The sequence below is a fragment of the Rhodocaloribacter sp. genome (assembly GCF_056451265.1).
In genome coordinates this window covers 14327-33899 of record NZ_JBWOPL010000067.1, presented here as the reverse complement: position 1 = coordinate 33899, position 19573 = coordinate 14327, and the positions used below count along the sequence as shown (strand labels likewise).

Genomic DNA, 19573 nt, shown 5'->3' with positions numbered 1-19573 from the left:
TCGTTCGGGACGGAGGGGCAAAACATCGGGAGCATCTGTCGGAGCCCCAAAATCCAAAATCCCGGGTCCAATGTCCAAGCCTCGGAGGTCAGGAGAGCGGATTTTTCCGGAGGTGGTTCAAGAGGGCGCGGGCCATGAGTTGCGCCGCCGGGGCAAGGGCGGCCTCGTCCACGTCGAAACAGCTGTCGTGGAGCGGATAACTCGTTTCCGGGCCGGAGGAGGTGCCGACGCGGATCAGGACGCCGGGCACGTGGTCGAGGTAGAAGGAGAAGTCCTCGGCGCCCATGCTCGGGCGCTCGATGTCGTGCACGGCGTCGGGGCTGTACAACTCGTGAATGGTCTCCCGCACGTTGGCGATGATGCGGGGGTCGTTTTGCACGGCGGGCGCGCCGGCGTCGAAGTCGATCTCGACGCCGGCCTCGTGCAGTGCGGCAATGTGGCCGGCAGTCTGCACGATGTACTCCTTGAGCCGTTCACGGTCCTCGCTGATGGTGCACCGGAGCGTGCCTCCGAAGGCGACCTCAGCGGGGATCACGTTGAACGCATCGCCCCCGTGGATCAGACAGATGGCGACGACGGCGCTGTTGCGCGCATCGGAGATTCGCCCGACCAGCTGATAGATGGCGTTCATGATTTGCGTGGCGACCCAGATCGTGTCGGTCGCCAGGTGGGGGCGCGCCGAGTGTCCGGTGGCCGGACCTTTCACCACGATGCGAAAACGGTCCGCCGAAGCCGTCGCCGGGCCGTTGATGAGGCCGTATTTTCCCACCGGAAGGGTGGGGTCCACGTGGATGGCATAGGCGGCCTGGAGCCCGTCGAGGATGCCGTCGTGGATCATGAGGGGGGCGCCGCTCGGTATGCCTTCCTCGTTCGGCTGGAAGAATACGCGGACGCTCCCGTGGAGATGCTCTCGCACCAGGTGGAGCAGCAGCGCTACGCCGATGCCGATGGACGTGTGCGCATCATGTCCGCAGAGGTGCGCGACGCCGGGGTTCTGCGATGCGTACTCGGTCCGTTTACCGTCCTGGATCGGCAGCGCGTCCATGTCGGCGCGGTAGCCGACCCGGGGTCCGGGGTGGCCCCCCTCGATGTCTACGTAGAGCCCCGTTCCGGCCACCGGTCCCCGGACGTGTAGTCCGTGCATCTCGAGCACGCTTCGGATGAAACGCGAGGTCTCGCGCTCCTGAAGTCCGAGCTCGGGATGCATGTGAAGATGCCGCCGGAGGGAGATCAACAACTCGGAGAGCTCGAACGGCGGATCCGAGAACGGATCGGACCCATTGAGGCCGTTGACGGGGGTCGTGATCGAGGTTCTTTGTTCGTCGAGCATCTTGCCGTCACAGACAGGGTTCGTGGTGCATGAGCGGTTCGTCCTCCCGGTGAGGGCTTCGGAGCCGATGGGTAAATGTAGGGTCCATCAAAGCACTTTCTACCCTGCGATTGGATGAATGTTTTCCGATTTCTGTCGGGCAAATATGCTGCCGGAAGGGCGTGCGGGGGCCAGGAGAGATGCGATTACGGGGATCTTCATGCGGGGCCCCGCCTCCCGTCTTCCGGAGAGGGTTCACCGCATCGCCGGAAGGGTGTTCGAAGACTTCGAAGGCAGGCAAGCCCGGGAGCCTCGAGATCCGGGGGCGTCTCATCGGGGGGAGAAAAGCGCGGCGGGCCGCGAAACGCACCGTTCGACCCGAGGAAGCGCGACGAACGCTCAGACCATGCCGCTTCGCTTCCGGAAAAACCACTCCGCGGTCAGCAGCACGAGGACGATGGCCAGAAACGCATACTGCCGCCACAGCCGGATCTCACGCTCTTGCGCGACGGTGACGGGGGTGAACGTGCCGGAGGCGGCCAGGCGTGTGGGAAGCGCGCCGACCTCGCGGGGCAGGAAAAAGCTGCCGCCCGAGCGGTCGGCGATCTGCCGCATCAGTGCGGCGTTCGCGCGGGTCTCTTTGTACTCCAGCGTCAGCGCGCCGACGGCGAAAGCGCCGCTGTCCTCGCCGAGATCCGCGCCGTCGCGGCGTGCGCGGGCCGTGTAGCGGTACGTCCCTTCGGGCAGCGCGCCCGCGTCGAGGAGGTAGCGCCCGTTGCCGAGCGCTTTCATCGTGTACGGAAACCGTTCGCCGTCCGGCGCCGTGACTTCGACCTCGACGGAGGCGTCCTCGACGGGGTTGAGGCTCTCGTCGTAGACCTGTCCGGTGAAGGTGACGGCCTCCCCGCCGCCGAAGAGGTTTTCGACGGGTTGCACGCGGACGAGCCGGGTGTCTTCCCGCGTGGCGACCCACTGGATCAGGTTCTCTAGAAGGGTGGGCCAGAAGGGAGCCGCCGCGTCGAGGGCTTCGGGCACGTTCTTCCATCGCCAGGTGTCGGCTCCGAGAAGCGTCGCCGACCGGGTCTTGCCGCGCCGGCGCACGACGAGCAGCGGGTCGCTCAGCGGCACCCCGCGCACCTCGACGGTGGCGAGGACGCGGGCGTCGGGGCTGACCTGCCAGCGACTCTCGCTGTAGACGAGCGGAGGCAAGCGCCGGAGCATCGGCAGCGGCACGTCCGGCACGTCGAGGATGGGGTGATGCGCGCCCTGCGGCGTAGGTGCGAAGACCGCCTCGACGAAGCTGCGCCGGATCACGCGGGGCACGGCAGGCAGAAGATCCGCGAACCGGTTCTGAAGGGTCCGGAGGTCGGTCTGGCGGCTGAGGAGGAAGAGGAGCGGCACGCCGCTTTCCGCGGCCCGTGTCACACGCTCGATCACGGCGGCGTCGGCTTCGGGGCCGGGATAACCGGCAAGCAGGATGAGGTCGAAGTCGTCGAAGCTCGGCGGCGGCGTCCCGCCATAGAACGCTCCCCGGCTCTTCTGGACGAGGACGCGCACTTCCGTGTGCGCATCCGTGTCGAGGAGTTGGCGGAGCGCGGCAAGGTCGGGGCCTGGCGCCGGAGCGAGCACGAGGAGGCGGCGCTTGTTCTTGAGCACCCGCACCGTGAACGTCTCGGCATTGTTGCGGTGCGTCGCCTCGCCCGGCAGTTGCGAGACACTTACCCGAAGCCGGTGCAGCCCCTCGGTTTCCGGCGTATAGCTCAGGTCCACCGGGATCTCTGCCGTCCCCCGGGGCAGCTCGACGGTCCGGGTCGCGAGCGTCCGGCCGCGCTCGGAGAGCGTCACCGTCACACGCTCCCCGGGATAGTCCTCCACCCGCAGCCCGACCTGCACCGGAAGCTCGGTGTCCACGTAGGCGATCTCGTTCGTCGTGATGCGGCGGACCTGGATGTCGCGGCGGGCGGTCGTGTCGCCGACGGCGACGGTGTAGATGGGGACGGGATAACGCTCGGCGAGGTAGAGGGGATTGCGGCCCGTGTTGTACTGTCCGTCGGAGAGGAGGACCACCCCCCGCAGATTTTCGTCTTTGAGGGCGTCGCGGACGTAGTCGAGCGCGCGGGAGATGTTCGTGCGCGCCCCTTCGAAGGTGAGCGAGTCGAGGCGGTCGCCGGGCAACGGCTCGACGTCGCTGCTGAAGGCGAAGACCCTCATCGTGCCGCCGAGGTCCTCGCGGGGCAGCTGCCGGAGCGCTTCGCGGACGGTTGCGGGCAGGTCGAGGGCGGGGCCTTCGTCGCCGGGGCGCTTCAGGCCGAGGCTCTGGCTCTCATCGACGAGCACGGCGAGCACGGGCGGTTTCTCTTCTCTGGTGATCCGGCGGAGGATGGGCTCGAAGAGGAGGAAGAGGAGGAGGAAGAGCGCGAGGAAGCGCAACGTGCTCAGCAGCGCGCGCCGACCCGTCGAGAGCGGGGGCGAGGTGCGGTGATAGGTCCAGTACGTCAACCCCGCCGCGCCGATGAGGCACAGCACGAGCAACCACGGGCTCAGGCCGAAAGAAAGAGTCATGGACAACAGGCAGGGTGAGCAGTCGGGTGAGCGGTCGGGTGAGCGCCGGGGGAATCAAGGCCCGGCGACGGTTCATACGTCATCGCATCACCACGAGATTCCCCGACTGCCGCAGACGCCCATTTTCCAGGGTGTAAAAATAGACCCCCGGGGGGAGCGGGGTGGCATCGAAGCGAACGCGGTTGAGGCCGGGCGCGAGGAGGCCTTCGAAGGGGACGGCCACGCGCCGGCCGAGCACGTCGAAGATGCTCAGACGAGCGGGGGCGGGGCGGAGCGGAGCGCGGACCTCGAAGGTTGCGGCTCCGGCGACGGGGTTCGGGAAGAGCGTCACCGACAGCGGCGCGGGGGCGTCTGCGGCCTCCGTGCCCGTGGCCATCGCCTCGGCGAGCGTGACGGCGGCGTCGGCGTCGATGATGCCCCATCCGAGCGCATTGTCGGGGTTCTCGGCCTGGCTTGCCGTCGCCCGGAGCAGGTCGCGTACCTCGATGGGGCCGAGGTCCGGGTTCACCTGCAGGATCTGCGCGACGACCCCGGCCACCATCGGGCTGGAGAAGGAGGTGCCGTTCGAAAAGCCGTACCCGGTGTCCGACGAGGCGAGCCACACGCTCACGCCCATCGCGGCCACGTCGGGCTTGATGCGCCCGTCGGCGGTGGGGCCGAAGGAACTGAAGCTTGCCTTGGCTCCGGAGATGCTCACCGCGCCCACGGTGATCACGGAGTCGGCATCGGCCGGAGACGTGATGAAGTACCAGCAGAGGTCGGGGGAGGAACAGCCCTCGTTGCCCGCGCTCGAGACCATCGTCACGCCGAGCGCCGCCGCCATGTCCGCGGCGATGGAGGTCACCGCCGTGTCGCCGTTCATGTCCTCCACGGTGTAACTGCGCTCTCCGGGGTCGAACTCCGAGTATCCGAGCGAGACGTTCACCACGTCGACGCCCATCGACTCGAGCCATTCGAGGCCCGCCACGAAGTTGTCCTCCTCCTGGTTCGTCTCCGTCGGCGTGTACTCGGTGCGGGCGTGGAGGATCTCCGCGCCGTTGGCCGGCCCGATGAGGTTGCCCTCATCGAAGCCCGCGGCCACGGAGAGCACCGAGCGCCCGTGTCGGCTGCCGTCGTCGGGTTTGTTCGTGAAGTCGCGCGACTCGATGAGCCGCCCCTCGTCCAGCATACGGGCGAAAGCCGGGTGCTTCGTCAGGTCGCCGATGCCGGTGTCGAGGATGCCAAGCCGAACGCCCGCCCCGTCGATGCCCCGTTCGAGCACGGAGAGGTCGTTGACGAGCGCGAGTTGTCCCTCCGAGTTCCCGTAATCGAGGCGGAAGGTACCGGAGGCGGGAGCGACCGGTGACGCCTCCACGAGGGGGCGCGGAGGCTCCGTGTCGACGGGCTTCACGCCGCCGACGGGCCGCACCCCGCGCACGAACGGCAAGGCCCGAACCGCCGCGAGCGTCCCGGACGAGAGACGGGCGCTGACGGCGTTGAGCCACCGGCTCTCGACCAGCGGCGTCACGCCGAGGGTGCGAAGGGCGTCGAGGTAATCCGGAGACGGCCCACGGTCGATCTCCGAAGGGATCGCCCCGCCCCGACGCGCCCGACGGGCAAGGGCTTCGGGACGGACGGGCACGGCGTCGGCTTTCTTTGCGGCTCCGGCCCCTTTGTCCGAAAAGAAAATCCAGTACTTCACGGGATCGGGTGGGGATTGGGCGCGGGCCGGGGAAAAGACCACGGATCCGACGAGCACGAGCGGAAGCAAAAGCAGAAAACGAGCAGGGCACATAGAGCGGTTGTTCACTTCAGATAGGGCCAGGCCAGATAAACCATATAGGCGACGAACCCCGCAATGAGGATGCCGCCTTCGAGGCGCGAGATGCTATACTTCGTCCGCGCGAGCGGGTAAAGCAAGAGCCCGAAGCCCAGCATGATGGGGAAATGGATCTTGATCGATTCCTGATCGACGGCGAGCGGGCGAATGAGCGCCACGAGCCCGACGACGAAGAGGACGTTGAGCAGGTTGCTCCCGAGGATGTTTCCCACGGAGAGGTCCGGCTCTTTTCGCACGGCGCACATCACCGAGGCGGCCAGCTCCGGCAGGCTCGTCCCCACGGCGACGACCGTCAGGCCGACCACGACGTGGCTGATGCCCAGGATGTCGGCGATGTTGACGGCGGAGGTCACCATCAGACGCGCGCCCAGCGACAGCCCGATCATGCCCCCGAGGAGCAAGAGCACCTTTTGCCAGACGGGGTAGATACGCCCGCTCATCTCTCCGTTCTCGAAAGCCCTCAACTCCTCTTCCACCTGTCTTCGACTGTCGGCCGTGCGGGAATCGAGCACGAGGTAGATGAAGAACGAGATCAACCCCAGGACCAGGATCAGCCCGTCGATCTGGCTGATGCGCCCGTCGAGGGACATCCCATAAAAAACCCCCATGACGAGGATCATCATCGGGTATTCCTTGCGGAGGGTGGTCGGCTGGACGGCCAGGGGATAGATGAGCGCGCTCATGCCGAGAATCAGGGCAATGTTGGCGATGTTCGAGCCGACGATGTTGCCGAGCGCGAGCGCATCTTCGTCCGAGACGGCCGCGAAAAAGTTGACGAGAAATTCCGGCATCGACGTGCCGAGGGCCACTACGGTCAGGCCGACGACGAGTCGCCGGATCCCGAAGCGCAGGGCGAGGCTGGTCGCTCCCTTGATCAGCCACTCCGCGCCGTAATACAGGGCCGTCAGTCCGACGCAAAAAATGAGGCTTTGGAGGAGCATCCGGGAAGCGGGAAGGTGAAGCGTGGAGGAGGGGGCGGCAGTATTGGAAAAGAAGCGGAGGGGGGCGCGCTAGGCGTCGAGGTGGGCGGACCCGGGCGGCTGAAGCGCGTGCCCGGTGAACGAGTCCGGGAGCAACTCGGTCGGAGCGGCGACCTCCGGGAGCGCGTCGCCCCGGTCCATCCAAACCGAAAGCTCCGGAGCCTGTTCCACGAGCAGTTGACGGCAGGCCCCACACGGGCTGCCCTGCGGATCTTTCGGGCAGGAAAGGTACATGTTCCGGAGGCCCGACAGTCCGTAGCTCACGGCCGTGCCCAGCGCATTGCGCTCGGCGCACAGAATGCGCGACCAGTCCGGGTGTTCCACGTTGACGCCGGGAATGAGCCGCCCGTCTCCAAGTTCGAGCACGCAGCCGACGGGGAAATGCGAGGCCGGGATGAAGGCGCGGCCGGCAACCTCGTGCGCCAGGCGGACGCCCACGGCGGGCGACTCGGGCGGGGCGGCATCGAGGAACGGAGCAAGCGGCCCATAATCCTCAGTCAACTTGACGACTTCCCGGATCACGAAGGCGTCCTCCGCCACGAGATCGAAGGCGCCGGCGGGGGGATGCGCCATGAAGGCCCGCTCCCCGGGCGAGAACGGACGGCTCTGCACCACCGCCTCGACGTCGGGGCGACCGGCAGCCACCGCCGTGGTGAAAGCGTTCACCAGCGCGGGAATGGTGAGGGAAAAAGACGCGCTCTCGACCCGAACGCCCGGCGCCCATTGTCCGTCGGAGAGAAGCAACACGACGCCCGTCGGGCGATGGGAATACGGCGTATACGACCGCTCCGCGACGCTCCGGGCGAGCATCCGAAGGTCATGAAGCCGCTTTTCGATGGATACGGGCATGACGCGTGCCTGCTCTGTGGTGAAACGGGACGGGCGGTAGTCTCGAATGTGATGGGGGGCGGCGAGGTTCCGCCCGAATCCCTCCGACAGGATCGCCGATTGATTTGCTTCGTAAATTGAGGTAGCTTGATCCTCCCAGGCCGGGATGGCGGAATAGGTAGACGCAACGGACTTAAAATCCGTTGGGGCGTAAGCCCCGTGCGGGTTCGAGCCCCGCTCCCGGTACTCCCGTGCCCGCTTCATTCCTTCGACGCGGGCTTTTCATTGCAAGATCGTACTGCCGTGCCCTCTTTCGCCGACAGGCTTCACGCCGAGGAGATGATGGACGACTTCTCCATCACGGACGAGCGTCTGATCGGCGCCCTCGATGAACTCAGGTGGGTGAACCGGCTCCTCGGCGGCTATGCCGCGACGATGCGCGTGCTCGCCCCTTACCTCGAAGCCCGGCGCGGACGGCCGGTGCGCCTCCTCGACCTCGGCGCAGGCGTCGGCGACTATGCGGAGCACATCGTGCGGTGGGCCCACCGGCGCGGCCTCGACGTCTCGGTCACCGCCGTCGATGCCAACCCCGCCACCGTGGCGCATGCCCGCCGCACGCTCGACCGTCGCCTCCCGCCGGAACTCAGGGCCCGCGTCGACGTGGCCGTGGCGGACGCGCGCGCCCTCCCGTACGCCGACGACGCCTTCGACGTGGCGATGGCGGCCATGTTCATGCACCACTTCGAACAGGCCGAGGCCGTGGCGCTCGTCCGCGAGATGGACCGAGTGGCGCGGGACGGCCTCCTCGTCAACGACCTCCACCGGCATCCGCTGGCGTATTACGGCATCCTCGCGCCCGCCCGGCTTCTCCCCGTCTCGCCTATGTTCCGCCACGATGCGCCCGTGTCGGTGCTTCGGGGCTTCCGCCGCGCCGACCTCGAAGCCCTCGCCCGCTCCGCCGGGCTCGAGGCGCCCCGCATCCGGTGGCACTGGGCCTTCCGGTGGTCACTTTCCACCCTCGGCGCGTGACGGCATGGCTGCGAACGCATACGACGTCATCGTCATCGGAGGGGGACCGGCGGGGTGTGGAGCGGCGATCGCTCTTGCCCGCCGAGGCTTTCGGGTGCTCCTCCTGGAAAAAGCGCGGTTGCCGGTTCACAAGCTGTGCGGGGAGTTCCTCTCGGTCGAAGTGATGGCGCTCTTCGAGCGGCTCGGAGTGGCCGGAGCCGTCCGGCGTGCCGGGCCGCATCTCATCGACGAGACGCTCGTCACCACGGCGGACGGCGCGGCCTTCCGAAGCCCGTTGCCGGGGACGGGGCTCGGTCTCAGCCGTCACACGCTCGACCACCTCCTCTTCGCGCACGCCGCCGCCGCCGGCGCCGACACGCGCGACGGGGTGACGGCCCGCGCCCTCACCGGCAGCCTGGCCTCCGGCTTCACCGTGACGACGACGGCGGGGACCTTCACGGCGCGCCTCGTCCTCGGCGCCTGGGGCAAGCGCGGACGCCTCGACCGCACGCTCGACCGACGCTTTCTCGTCGAAAAAAGCCCCTTCGTGGCCTTTAAGGCTCATTTTGAAGGCCTGGAGATCCCCGGCGTCGTCGAACTTCACGCGTTCGCGGGCGGGTACTGTGGGCTCTCGCACGTGGAGGACGGGCGGGTGAACGTATGCTGGATCACCCACCGGGATCGGCTCCGGGAGGCGGGCGGGCGGCCCGAGGGCATGATCGCCCGGACCTTCGGTGCGCATGCGGCGCTCGCCCGACGCTTCGGACGGCTCCGCCGCGTCACGGACTTTTGCGCCGTGGCACAGATCTCGTTCGCCGTCAAGGGGCCGATGGAGGGAGACGTCCCGATGATCGGAGACACGGCGGGCATGATTGCGCCCCTGTGCGGTGACGGCATGGCGATGGCCCTTCACAGCGCCGAGATGGCCGCCGCGCACGCGGACGCCTTCCTTCGGGGGAGGGCCGATGCCGGGGCCTTCCGCCGGGGATACACGCGCGCGTGGCGCGAAGCGTTCGCCGGCCGGCTGCGTCTCGGACGGTGGATGCACCACGGGTACGTCCGGCCCCTGGCGGCGGGTCTCGCCGTGCGCGCGCTCGCCGGCATGCCGGCGCTCGGACGCTGGCTCATCCGCCACACCCGTGACGCGGCGCAGACGTGACTCTTCCCGGCTAAACCCGTACCTTTCGAAGCCATTCCCCTGACCTCGCAGCGAGTATTTTTTTCCATGAGAGCGTTCGGACGCGCACATACGGCGTTTCCGGCCCTGGCGCTCGTCGCCGTGATGGCGACTGCTCCGGCGGACGCGCAGCCTCGTCGTTCGGCCGACCCGTTGCGCTTCCTGATCTGGCCCGCCGGGGACGCCCGGGCGCTCGCGGGCAACCTGGCCTCGTCGCGGGGCCTCTATGTGCTCGGAGCCGGTGCGGCCCTCGTGTGGGCGAGCCGGTACGACGAAACGCTCACCGACAAAGCCTCCGACCTGGCGGACACCTCCGTGCTCCGGGTCGTCGAGGAGTTCGGGAACGTGAAGGCGGTGCAGCCGATGGCCGTCGTGCTCTTCGTCGGCTCGCTCATGAGCGGCGACGCGCGGTTTCAGGACGCCGCGTTCACCTCCCTCGAAGCCGTCGTCTTCGCCAACCTGATCACGAACGGCCTCAAGGGCGCTTTCGGGCGCGCGAGGCCTCGCCAAAATCACGGCCCCGGCGCGTTCCGGCCGTTCTCGGGCGACACCTCGTTTCCCTCCGGACACGCGACTACCGTTTTCGCCCTGGTCACGCCCTGGCTTTTCTATTATCCCCACTGGACCACCGCCGGGCTCGTCGTCCTCGCCGGCGGCACTGCCTTCTCCCGCATGGCGACGCGGGCGCACTGGTTCACAGACGTGGCGGCGGGGGCCGCCGTCGGTTTTCTCACCGGATACGGCCTTTCTCGGCGGCATCTGCGCACGGGCGGCCTCCGCATCGCGCCGCAGTTCGGCTATCGAAGCGCGGGCGTACGGGTGCGGTTTTGACGAGCGCCCCCGTGTCTCACCGCCGGGAGGCGCGGTGGAGGCGGTCCATGAGGGCGAGGCCGAGGCCGGTGGTCGGCGCCCGCTCGCAATGGATCGTGCGGAGGCCGGCGGCATCGCACCGGCGGAAAAAGTCGAAGAGGGCGTGGGCGTAGTCCTCGACGCTTGCGCAGACGCGGACGAGCCCGAAGGCCTCCGGCGCGGGGGGCGGCGCGAGCCCGATGTACGCGGCGTCCGGACCGGGTTCGGCTTCTCCGGGCGCGTCGATGAGGCGGACGCGGGCGCGGGGAGCATAGTGCCGGTACCGCGCGCCGGGACTCCGCGCGAGGGCCTCGGCGGCGGGTTCGGCAAGGCGGGTGGCGGGGAGCACCGCCCGAAGCGCTTCGAGCGTGACGACGCCCGCCCGGAGCACCACCGGCGTCTCGTCCGTGCAATCCACCACCGTCGACTCGAGACCGGCTTCGGTGCGCTCGCCGACGAGGATGCACGGGATGCGCCCTTCGAGGTCGGCGCGGACGGCCTCCCACGTCGTCGGGCTCGGTCGTCCCGAGCGGTTCGCCGAAGGGGCGGCCACCGGGACGCCGCATGCCGCGAGGAACGCCTGCGCCACAGGATGACGCGGCATCCGCACGCCCACCGTCGGCAGCCCGCCCGAGACGAGGGCCGGGACGTCCGCCCGGCGGGGCAGGATCACCGTGAGCGGGCCGGGGAAGAAAGCGTCGATGAGGGTGCGCGCCGCCGGAGGGACCCGCGCGGCCACCCGCGCGAGCTGACCGAGATCGGCGAGATGCACGATGAGCGGGTTGTCGGCAGGCCGCCCCTTCGCCGCGAAGATCCTCCGGACCGCTTCCTCGTCGAAGGCGTCCGCGCCCAGGCCATAGACCGTCTCCGTCGGGAACGCGACGACCTCGCCCCGCCGGAGGAAGGCGGCGGCTTCTTCGGGGGAATCCGTGAGAAGGGTCTTCAAAGGCGGGTGTGGGGAACGTGCTTACGATAAAAGTCCGGCGCGCCCGGCAAAAGCCTTCGGAGCGACGTATTATGCTCAGGACAACGCTTTATTATCCACAAAATCGAGGGCGTCATGGAAGACAGCGTATACAAGATTATCGAACTCGTCGGGACGAGCACCGAATCGTGGGAGAAAGCCGCGAAGAACGCCGTCGATCGGGCGGCCCAGTCGCTTCGCAATCTCCGCATCGCCGAGATCGTCAAACTCGACATGCACCTCGAAGACGGGAAAGTGCTCAACTATCGGGCGCGGGTGCGGGTTTCCTTCAAGTACGAAGACTGATCCCGCGTCATACGGATCGTAGCGGCGTGAGGGTCATCGGCTTGCCGCGCGGGCGAGCTTCCGGCTCCAGATCCGCACGTCGTCGAGCATGACGTAGATCGACGGCAGAATGATGAGCGTGACGACCGTCGAGAACGTCAGACCTCCGACGATGGCGCGGGCCATGGGGTAGTACGGCGGGCCGTCACCACCGATCTGCGTGTTTCCGATGCAGAGCGGGATGAGCCCCAGCACCGTCGTGGCCGCCGTCATGAGGATCGGGCGCATGCGTTCCCGCCCGGCGCGCACGATGGCCTCATGGCGCGGCAACCCTTCCGAGCGGAGCAGGTTGATGTGGTCGATGAGCACGATGCCGTTGTTCACCACCACCCCCACGAGGATCAGGATGCCGATCCACGCCATGATCGAGAAGACAGTGTCCGTGAGGAGAAAGAACCAGAAGACCCCGACGATGGCGAAGAGGATCGAGGTCCAGATGGCCGCCGGATGGATGAGCGACTCGAAGAGAGCCGCCATCACGAGGTAGATCAGGGCGAGCGCGAGCAGCAGGTTCAGGAGCATGATGGCCTGAGACTCCTCCTCCTCGCGGAAGCGCCGGCCATAGCCCCACGAATACCCTGTGGGAAACTCGTATTGCGCGAGCAGGTTTTCGATCCTTTCTCGCGCTTCCCCGAGTGTGATTCCGTCGAGGTTGGCGGTGACGCCGATCATGGTGGCGCGGTCTTCGCGGTGGATGCGACGGGGCGCGCGGCGCACGTTGAGTTCGGCGAGGGCGGCCAGCTTGATCGGCTCTTGTCCGGCGCGCTGGATGGGCAGGTTGCGGATATGGTCGAGCGTCTGCCGGTCCATGTCCTGAAACTTGAGCCGCATCTCTACCTCGCCTTCGGGCGTGCGAAAACGCCGGAGGCTCTGCCCGCGCATGGCTGCCGCCACGGTACGGGCGATCTGCTGCGTGGAGTAGCCGTATCGCCGCGCGCGCTGCCGGTCCACGACGACGTGAATCTCCTGCTCGCCCTGCTCGGCTTCCGAGCGAACGTCCTTGAGGCCGTCCACGTGGGCGAGCGTGCGGGCGACCTGCCGGGAGAGCTCGGCCAGCCGCTCACTCGATTCGCCGTGGAGCGTCACCCGCACCGACTCCGCGCCGCCCGCGCGTTGCCAGGAGAACGACGGATCGCCGATGGTGAGCTTCGGCAACCCGGCCCGCATCAGTTCCTGGATCTCCGCCACGTCTTTGTGCGCCTGGTCGCCTTCGGTGAGCAGGATGGTCGAACTTGCAGAGCCGCTTTCATAATACGTGTATACCGAGGCGATCTCGAATGCTTCCTTGTGCGCAAAGAGGTATTCCTCCACCCGGTCTACCGCCTCCTCCACCCGTTCGAGCGTATACGTCCCGTTGATGTGATAAAAGAGGCGTATCTCGCGGTCGTTGTTCTCCTCCGGGAAGAAGTCCTGCTTGACCATGGAAGCCGGGAGGATCACGCTCGCGAGCATGGCTGCGATGAGGAGCGCCGAGGTTTTGCGGTGACGGAGCAGCCAGTCGAGGAGTGCCTCGTACCGCACCGTCAGCCGGTCGATGAACGTCGGTTTGTCGTTCGGCGGCGGTGGTTTGAGCCGGGCCGAGAGCAACGGCACGACGGTCAGCGAGATGACCAGGGACGTGACGAGCGCGATGATGATGGCGACGGCGACGTGCTTGAGGAAGAGCGTCACCTGATCGGCGGGGCTGACGATCATCGGGAGGAAGACGATGGCCGTCGTGAGCGTGCCTGCCGTCACGGCAAGCGCCACCTCACGCACGCCCTGAAGCGTCGCACCCCACGGGTCGTCCGGACGTTCGTGCTGGCGCCGATGGATGCTCTCGGTCACCACCACCGCGTTGTCGACGAGCATCCCCACGGCGAGCATCAGCCCCATCATGCTCAGGATGTTGAGGGTCAGGCCGAAGAAGTACAGAAACCCGACCGTCACGAGGATCGAGATGGGCACGGCGAGCGTGACGATCAACGTGGTGGAGAAGCGCCGGAGGAAGAAGAACAGCACGAGGAGGGCGAAGAATCCCCCGATGACGCCGGACTCGAGCAGGTCGCGCAGGGAAGAGACGATGCCCTCGGCGCTGCTCTCCATGAAATACAGCGTGATGCCCTCCATCTCCGGGTCGTCCCGGACCTCATCGAGCACCTTCATGATCCGGTCCGTGACCGCGACGGTGTTCGCGCCGCCTTCCTTCGAGAGGTTCATCCCGACGGCATACGCCCGGTCGAGGTGGCGTCCATGATCGAGGAGGGGCTCGTCGTACGTCACACGGGCGATGTCGGAGAGGCGCAGTCCATTCGGTCCGACGATGAGGTTCTCGATCTGGGCGAGGGTCGTCAACGCGCCGATGGGGCGCACCACGAAGCGCCGCCCCCCGTCGGTGATCCGCCCGGCGGTGACGGAGAAGTTCGCGCGTTGAAGCTCGGCGGAAAGCCGGTTCAGATCCACGTGATGCGCCGCCACCCGGTCGGCGATGAGTTCGATGCCGACCTCTTTCTGATTGACGCCGTAGAGCTCGACCTTCGAGACGCCTTCGACCCGTTCGAGGGGGCGTTTGAGCTTGCGGTTGAGGAGGTCGTACGCATCCGAGAGGTCCCGTTCCGAAGAAATGCGAAGGATGAGGATGGGCTGATCGGAAGACGAAAACTGCCTGACAAAGATGCGCTCGACATCCTTCGGCAGCTGATCGCGGATGCCTTCGAGCTTCTCCCGAACTTCGATGGCCTTGACTTCGGTCTCCTCACCCCAGTCGAACTCGAGCTGGATGCCGGCGCGGTCCTGCCGCGAATCCGAGCGCATGCGCTTGATCCCGCTGACGGTGGCGATGACCTCCTCGGCGGGCCGGGTGATCTGCCGTTCCACCTCTTCGGGCGTCGAACCGGGGTACGGGATGTCGACCGTGAGGAAGGGGGCGTCGAACTCGGGGAAAAGTTCGAGCGGGATCAGTCGCGTGGCGATGGCGCCGATGACGATGAGGCTAAGAAAAGCCATCATCGTCGTGACGGGACGCCGCATGGAGGACTCTGAGAGGTTCATCGGCGTGCGGGGTCGGAGGTGGAGACGTCCGGCTTCCGGTCGAGGGCGGCGTACATGACGGGGATGACGACGAGCGTGAGCAGGGTCGAGACGACGAGGCCGCCGATGACGGTGATGGCCATGGGCGCGCGAATCTCGGCGCCTTCTCCGATGCCGACGGCGAGCGGGAGCAGGCCGAGGGTCGTCGTGAGCGTGGTCATGAGGATCGGGCGGAGCCGCAGACGCCCGGCTTCGACGATGGCCCCGGCTTTCGGATGACCCTCGGCGCGCAGCTGGTTGATCAGGTCCACGAGGACGATGGCGTTGTTGACCACGATGCCCGCCAGCAGGATCAGGCCGATGAAGACGACGACCGAGATCGTCGAGCCGGTGAGCCACAGCGCGAGCACGGCGCCGATGAGGGCCAGCGGGATCGAGAAGAAGATGACGAACGGGTGGAGGAGCGACTCGAACTGCGAGGCCATCACGAGGTAGACGAGGAAGACCGCGAGCGCGAGCGCGAAGAGGAGCGAGCGGAAGCTCATCGCCATCTCTTCGCTTTGCCCGCCCATGCGTACGGTGAGGCCCTTCGGGACGGCCACGCCGTCGATGATGCGGGTGATCTCGGCCTCCGCCGCGCCGAGGTCGCCGCGCCGGAGGTTCGCCGAGACGATTGCCACGCGCTGTTGTCCCACGCGCCGGATCTCACCCGGTCCCACGTCCACGACGACGTCCGCCACGGCTTCGAGCGGCACGGGCCGCGCACTCTCCGGATTGACGATGAGCTTGCGGAGGTCCTCGATGGAGCCGCGGTCGTCTTCGCGCGCCCGCACGAGCACGTCGATCTTCCGGTCGTGCCACGAGTACCGGGTCGCTACCTCGCCGCGCACCTTGTTCACCACACGGTCGGCGACGTCGTGCACGGCCAGGCCGAGGGCGGCGGCGCGTTCCCGATCGAAGCGGATCTGCACTTCCGGACGGCCCACCTCCATGCTCGACTTCACATCGGCGAAGCGATCCGACCGCGCGAGCCGTTGCGCCAGAGCCTGAGAGACGTCCTTGAGCCGGTCGAGGTCGAACCCCGCCACCTCGATCTCGATGGGAGTCTTGAAGGTGAAGAGCGCCGGACGGCTGAACTTGTACTGGACCCCCGGCAGGTGTTCGAGTTCGCCCCGGAGGGCGGCCACGGCGCGGCGCTCACCGGCCTCACCCACGCCCGGCGCGAGGGCCACGTGAAGTTCGCCCCAGTTCTCACCGCCCTCTTCGGGGTTGGCGTCGAGGCGGTTGCCGGAGCCCGCGATGGAGAAAGACGTGCGGATCTCATCCACGTCGCGCGCGGCGCGCTGGATGCGCGCCATCACGGCGTCGGTCGTCTCGATCGGCGTGCCGGGCGGGAGCCGAAACGTGACGTTGAACTCACCCTGTGCCGGCTGCGGGATCAACTCGACGCCGAGCCGGGGCACGAGGAACATCGTTCCGGCAAAGAGGGCGAAAGCGGTGACGAGGACGAGCCCTTTGTGGCGAAGCGCGCCTTCGATCATCGGGGGATATCGGAGGGCTAGGGCGCCGTACCCCCGATTGAAGAGCCGGACGAACGGGGAGAGCAACCCGCGCATGAGCCGCCCGGCGCCCCGCGCGGCGAGCACGAACGCGCGCGCCACCCACGTCGGGAGCGTCGTGAACACAAAAATGCGCCCGGCGCGCACGCCGCGACCGAACCGGGTGCGGGGATCCGGGGGGGGAGGCGGGGTCTCGAGCGCCGGGTTCTTGCCGCCGAGCGAGGCGAGCATCGGGATGAGCGTGAGCGCCACCACGAGCGAGGCCAGAAGGGCGAACGTGACGGTCAGCGCCTGATCGCGGAAAAGTTGCCCGGCGATGCCCCTTACGAAAACGAGAGGGAAGAAGACCGCTACCGTCGTCAGCGTCGAGGCAATGACGGCCTTGCCTACCTCGTTTGCGCCTTCCCGGGCGGCAAGCGGTCCGGCTTTGCCCATCTCCCGGTGCCGCGCGATGTTCTCGAGCACGACGATGGAGTTGTCGACGAGGAGCCCGATGCCGAGCGCAAGCCCGCCGAGCGACATGATGTTGAGCGACAGGTCATAGCCGTACATGACGTTGAACGTGGCGATGACCGACACCGGGATCGAGAGCGAGATGATGAGCGTGGTGGCGAAGTTGCGGAGGAAGAGGTAGAGCACGAGGATGGCGAGCAACCCGCCGATCAGCCCCGCCTGGACGACCTCGTCGACGGCTTCCGTGATGAAGTGCGACTGATCGTACACTTTTTCGAGCTTCATGCCTTCGGGCAGGAGCGCTTCCACACGGCGCATCCGGTCTTCCACGGCGCCGGCCACGGCCACGGTGTTCGCGTCGCCCTCCTTATAGATCGCCACCTCCACCGCCTCGACGCCGCTCATGCGCGTGACCGCCGCCCGCTCCTTGTATCCCATGCGCACCGTGGCGACGTCTCGGAGATATACGGGCCGCCCGTCTCGCGCCTCCACGATCACGTCTCCGATCTGATCGACGGTCTCGAACTGGTTGACCGTGCGGACGAGGTACTGCCGGATGCCTTCTTCGAGCCGCCCGCCGGAGAGGTTGACGTTTTCGGCGCGGAGCACCTCCACCACGCGCTCGATGGGCAATCCGAGTTGGGCAAGCTTTTGCTGGTCGATGAGCACCTGCACTTCGTCTTCGAGCCCCCCGTTGACCTTCACGGCGGCCACGCCGGGCGCGGATTCGAGCGCCTTTTTCAACTGCTCGTCGGCAAAACGACGGAGTTGCTTGAGACGCTCCTCGTCGTATCGGTCGTCCGCCTCGGCGCGGAGGCTCGTCGGCGTCACCGGGGCCTCGGAAGCGCCGGCGAGGGTCGGCTGCTCCGCTTCAACGAAGAGCCCGTACCGCATGATCGGATCGAGCGAAGGATCGAAGCGGAGGATGACGGGACGGCGCGCTTCGAGCGGAAGCAGGAGGGCGTCGAGCTTCTCGCGCACGTCGAGTCCGGCGAAATCCATGTCGACGCCCCAGGCGAACTCAAGCACCACGTCCGACTGTCCCGTACGCGAGATCGACCGAAGCTCCTTGACGTTTTTTACGACGCCGAGCGCCTCTTCAATGGGTTTCGTGATCAGGTTCTCGATCTCGGCGGGCGCTGCGCCGGGATACTCGGTGCGGATCGTGAGCGTGGGGTAGGTGAGATCCGGCAAAAGGGTGATGTTCAATCGCGAGAGCGACACCGTGCCGAAGAGCAGGACGGCCACCGTGAACATGGCGATGGTGACCCGGCGGCGCGTGGAGAGATCGATGATCTTCATGAGCGGAGTTCGGTCGGGGGGAGAGGCGCGCGTTCGCTCGCCGTCACGGGGCTCACGTTCGCTCGCCGTCATTGATGCGCATCGCGCCTATCATTCATGGTTGTAAGGTTTGTGGTGAGTCAGAGGGACCGTTTCCAATGACACGACCGAAGGGAGCCCCTGACGCGCCGCAGGCGCAAATGACGCGAGAGCAGCGAGCCTCTGACGCAACCGAACGGAGCCCTCATCGAATGACTTCGACTCTTGAACTGTCGCGGAGATTGGTTTGCCCGGTCGTGATGACGAGGTCGCCGGGGGCCAGACCTTCGAGGATCTCGATGTGGTCGGCGTCGGCATAGCCGGTGTGGACGGAGCGGCGGAACGTCATGCTGTCGCGCACGACGAAAACGGCTTCGGCGTCGTCCTCGGTGAGGACCGCTTCCCGGGGCACGAGGAGCGCGCCCCGGTGGGTGTCGTACACGATCCGGATGCGTCCGAACATGCCGGGTTTGAGCGCTTTCGTGCGGTCACGCACCTCGATGGTCACTTTGAACGTGCCCGTGGCCGGATCCACGACGGGGCTGATGCGCTTGATGCGACCCGTAAAGACCCGCTCCGGCAGGGCATCGACGAGCACCTCTGCCGTCTGCCCGACGCGCAGCCGCGACATTTCACGCTCGGGCACGTGCATCACGGCGAGCAACGGGTCGAAGTCGGTGATCCGGAACGTCGCCTGGTGGGTTTGCACCATGTTGCCGACCTTGATCAGCCGCTCCGAGACGACCCCGCTGATGGGCGCGCGCACGGTCATGTATGCGAGCGAGAGGCGCGTCAGATTGAAGTCGGCCTGTTGCGCTTCATACTCGGATTTGACGGTTTCGTACTCTTCGGTGCTGATCAGCTTTTTCTCGTGAAGCTCGGTCTTTCGTTCAAAGTCTCGCCTGATTTTTTCCAGCCGGGCCTCGGCACGGGCCGCTTCGAGCGCAAGGCGTTCGTCGTCGAGATGCGCGAGCGGCTGGCCCTCTTTCACGTGCATCCCTTCTTCCACGAGGACGGCTTTCACAATGCCGCCGGCCTTCGCAACCACGATCGCTTCGTGTTCGGTTTCGAGCGTGGCGGCGCCGACGAAAAAGGCGGAGATGTCGCCGGTCGTTACGGGGGCGGCTTCTACGGGGATGGAGAGGGTTTCTTCGGCTTGATCCGAGGCATTTTCGGAATGTGCGTCATTGCAACCCATGATGAAGAAGGGACCGACGATCAGGAGCGACAGACCGAGGATGAGGGCGAGTGAGCGCATGTATGGAACGGGTTGGAGTGGTGGAACCGGGTGAGGTGGCGCGGTTTACGGGGACGGGAAGAAAGGAGTTACAATCGCGCCGGAGAAGGGACGTGTGTCGGGGGGGAAGGGTTACAAAAACAGGAAAAAAGAC

General features: G+C 66.9%; 13 protein-coding genes and 1 tRNA gene. 5 read left to right on the top strand and 9 right to left on the bottom strand.

The annotated features are described in order from the left end of the window. Positions 1-88: 88 nt before the first annotated feature. The 5 genes from AC1HIY_RS11895 to AC1HIY_RS11875 form a co-directional block, all read right to left on the bottom strand. On the bottom strand, positions 89-1330 hold the full coding sequence (locus AC1HIY_RS11895; protein WP_479576958.1) for an amidohydrolase: 1242 nt from the start codon (positions 1328-1330) through the stop codon (positions 89-91). Positions 1331-1708: 378 nt separating this feature from the next. After that, complete coding sequence (locus tag AC1HIY_RS11890) at positions 1709-3871, bottom strand: hypothetical protein (protein ID WP_479576957.1); 2163 nt, start codon at positions 3869-3871, stop codon at positions 1709-1711. A gap of 79 nt (positions 3872-3950) precedes the next feature. Further along, positions 3951-5552 (bottom strand): S8 family serine peptidase, encoded by a 1602-nt coding sequence (locus AC1HIY_RS11885; RefSeq protein WP_479576956.1) that lies wholly within the window; start codon positions 5550-5552, stop codon positions 3951-3953. Between the two features lie 104 nt (positions 5553-5656). After that, positions 5657-6631, bottom strand: coding sequence for a calcium/sodium antiporter (locus AC1HIY_RS11880; RefSeq protein WP_479576955.1), 975 nt, complete (start codon positions 6629-6631; stop codon positions 5657-5659). A gap of 69 nt (positions 6632-6700) precedes the next feature. Beyond that, positions 6701-7519, bottom strand: coding sequence for a cytidine deaminase (locus AC1HIY_RS11875; RefSeq protein ID WP_479576954.1), 819 nt, complete (start codon positions 7517-7519; stop codon positions 6701-6703). A 139-nt stretch (positions 7520-7658) separates the two neighbouring features. On the opposite strand from AC1HIY_RS11875, the gene AC1HIY_RS11870 reads away from it, so the two are divergent. From AC1HIY_RS11870 to AC1HIY_RS11855, 4 genes are all read left to right on the top strand, one after another. Further along, positions 7659-7744: transfer RNA gene (locus AC1HIY_RS11870), tRNA-Leu, on the top strand. A 57-nt stretch (positions 7745-7801) separates the two neighbouring features. Beyond that, a complete protein-coding gene (locus AC1HIY_RS11865) occupies positions 7802-8527 on the top strand; it encodes a methyltransferase domain-containing protein (protein WP_479576953.1) in 726 nt (241 codons plus the stop codon). 4 nt (positions 8528-8531) lie between these two features. Continuing rightward, positions 8532-9665, top strand: coding sequence for an NAD(P)/FAD-dependent oxidoreductase (locus tag AC1HIY_RS11860; RefSeq protein ID WP_479576952.1), 1134 nt, complete (start codon positions 8532-8534; stop codon positions 9663-9665). Between the two features lie 66 nt (positions 9666-9731). Next, positions 9732-10514: a phosphatase PAP2 family protein gene (locus AC1HIY_RS11855; protein ID WP_479576951.1), complete on the top strand. Its 783-nt coding sequence runs from the start codon at positions 9732-9734 to the stop codon at positions 10512-10514. Positions 10515-10530: 16 nt separating this feature from the next. On the opposite strand, the gene AC1HIY_RS11850 is transcribed toward AC1HIY_RS11855, so the two are convergent. After that, complete coding sequence (locus AC1HIY_RS11850; RefSeq protein WP_479576950.1) at positions 10531-11478, bottom strand: L-threonylcarbamoyladenylate synthase; 948 nt, start codon at positions 11476-11478, stop codon at positions 10531-10533. A 114-nt stretch (positions 11479-11592) separates the two neighbouring features. Here AC1HIY_RS11850 and AC1HIY_RS11845 point away from each other — a divergent pair, with 114 nt between their 5' ends. After that, positions 11593-11802 carry a dodecin family protein gene (locus AC1HIY_RS11845; protein ID WP_479576949.1) on the top strand — a complete coding sequence of 70 codons (210 nt, stop codon included), beginning with the start codon at positions 11593-11595 and terminating at the stop codon, positions 11800-11802. A gap of 33 nt (positions 11803-11835) precedes the next feature. Here AC1HIY_RS11845 and AC1HIY_RS11840 read toward each other — a convergent pair whose 3' ends face one another. The 3 genes from AC1HIY_RS11840 to AC1HIY_RS11830 form a co-directional block, all read right to left on the bottom strand. Next, positions 11836-14871 (bottom strand): efflux RND transporter permease subunit, encoded by a 3036-nt coding sequence (locus tag AC1HIY_RS11840; RefSeq protein WP_479576948.1) that lies wholly within the window; start codon positions 14869-14871, stop codon positions 11836-11838. Next, positions 14868-18164: an efflux RND transporter permease subunit gene (locus AC1HIY_RS11835; RefSeq protein WP_479576947.1), complete on the bottom strand. Its 3297-nt coding sequence runs from the start codon at positions 18162-18164 to the stop codon at positions 14868-14870. The genes AC1HIY_RS11840 and AC1HIY_RS11835 overlap by 4 nt, the downstream gene beginning before the upstream one ends. A 223-nt stretch (positions 18165-18387) precedes the next feature. Then, positions 18388-19440: an efflux RND transporter periplasmic adaptor subunit gene (locus tag AC1HIY_RS11830; RefSeq protein ID WP_479576946.1), complete on the bottom strand. Its 1053-nt coding sequence runs from the start codon at positions 19438-19440 to the stop codon at positions 18388-18390. Positions 19441-19573: the final 133 nt, after the last annotated feature.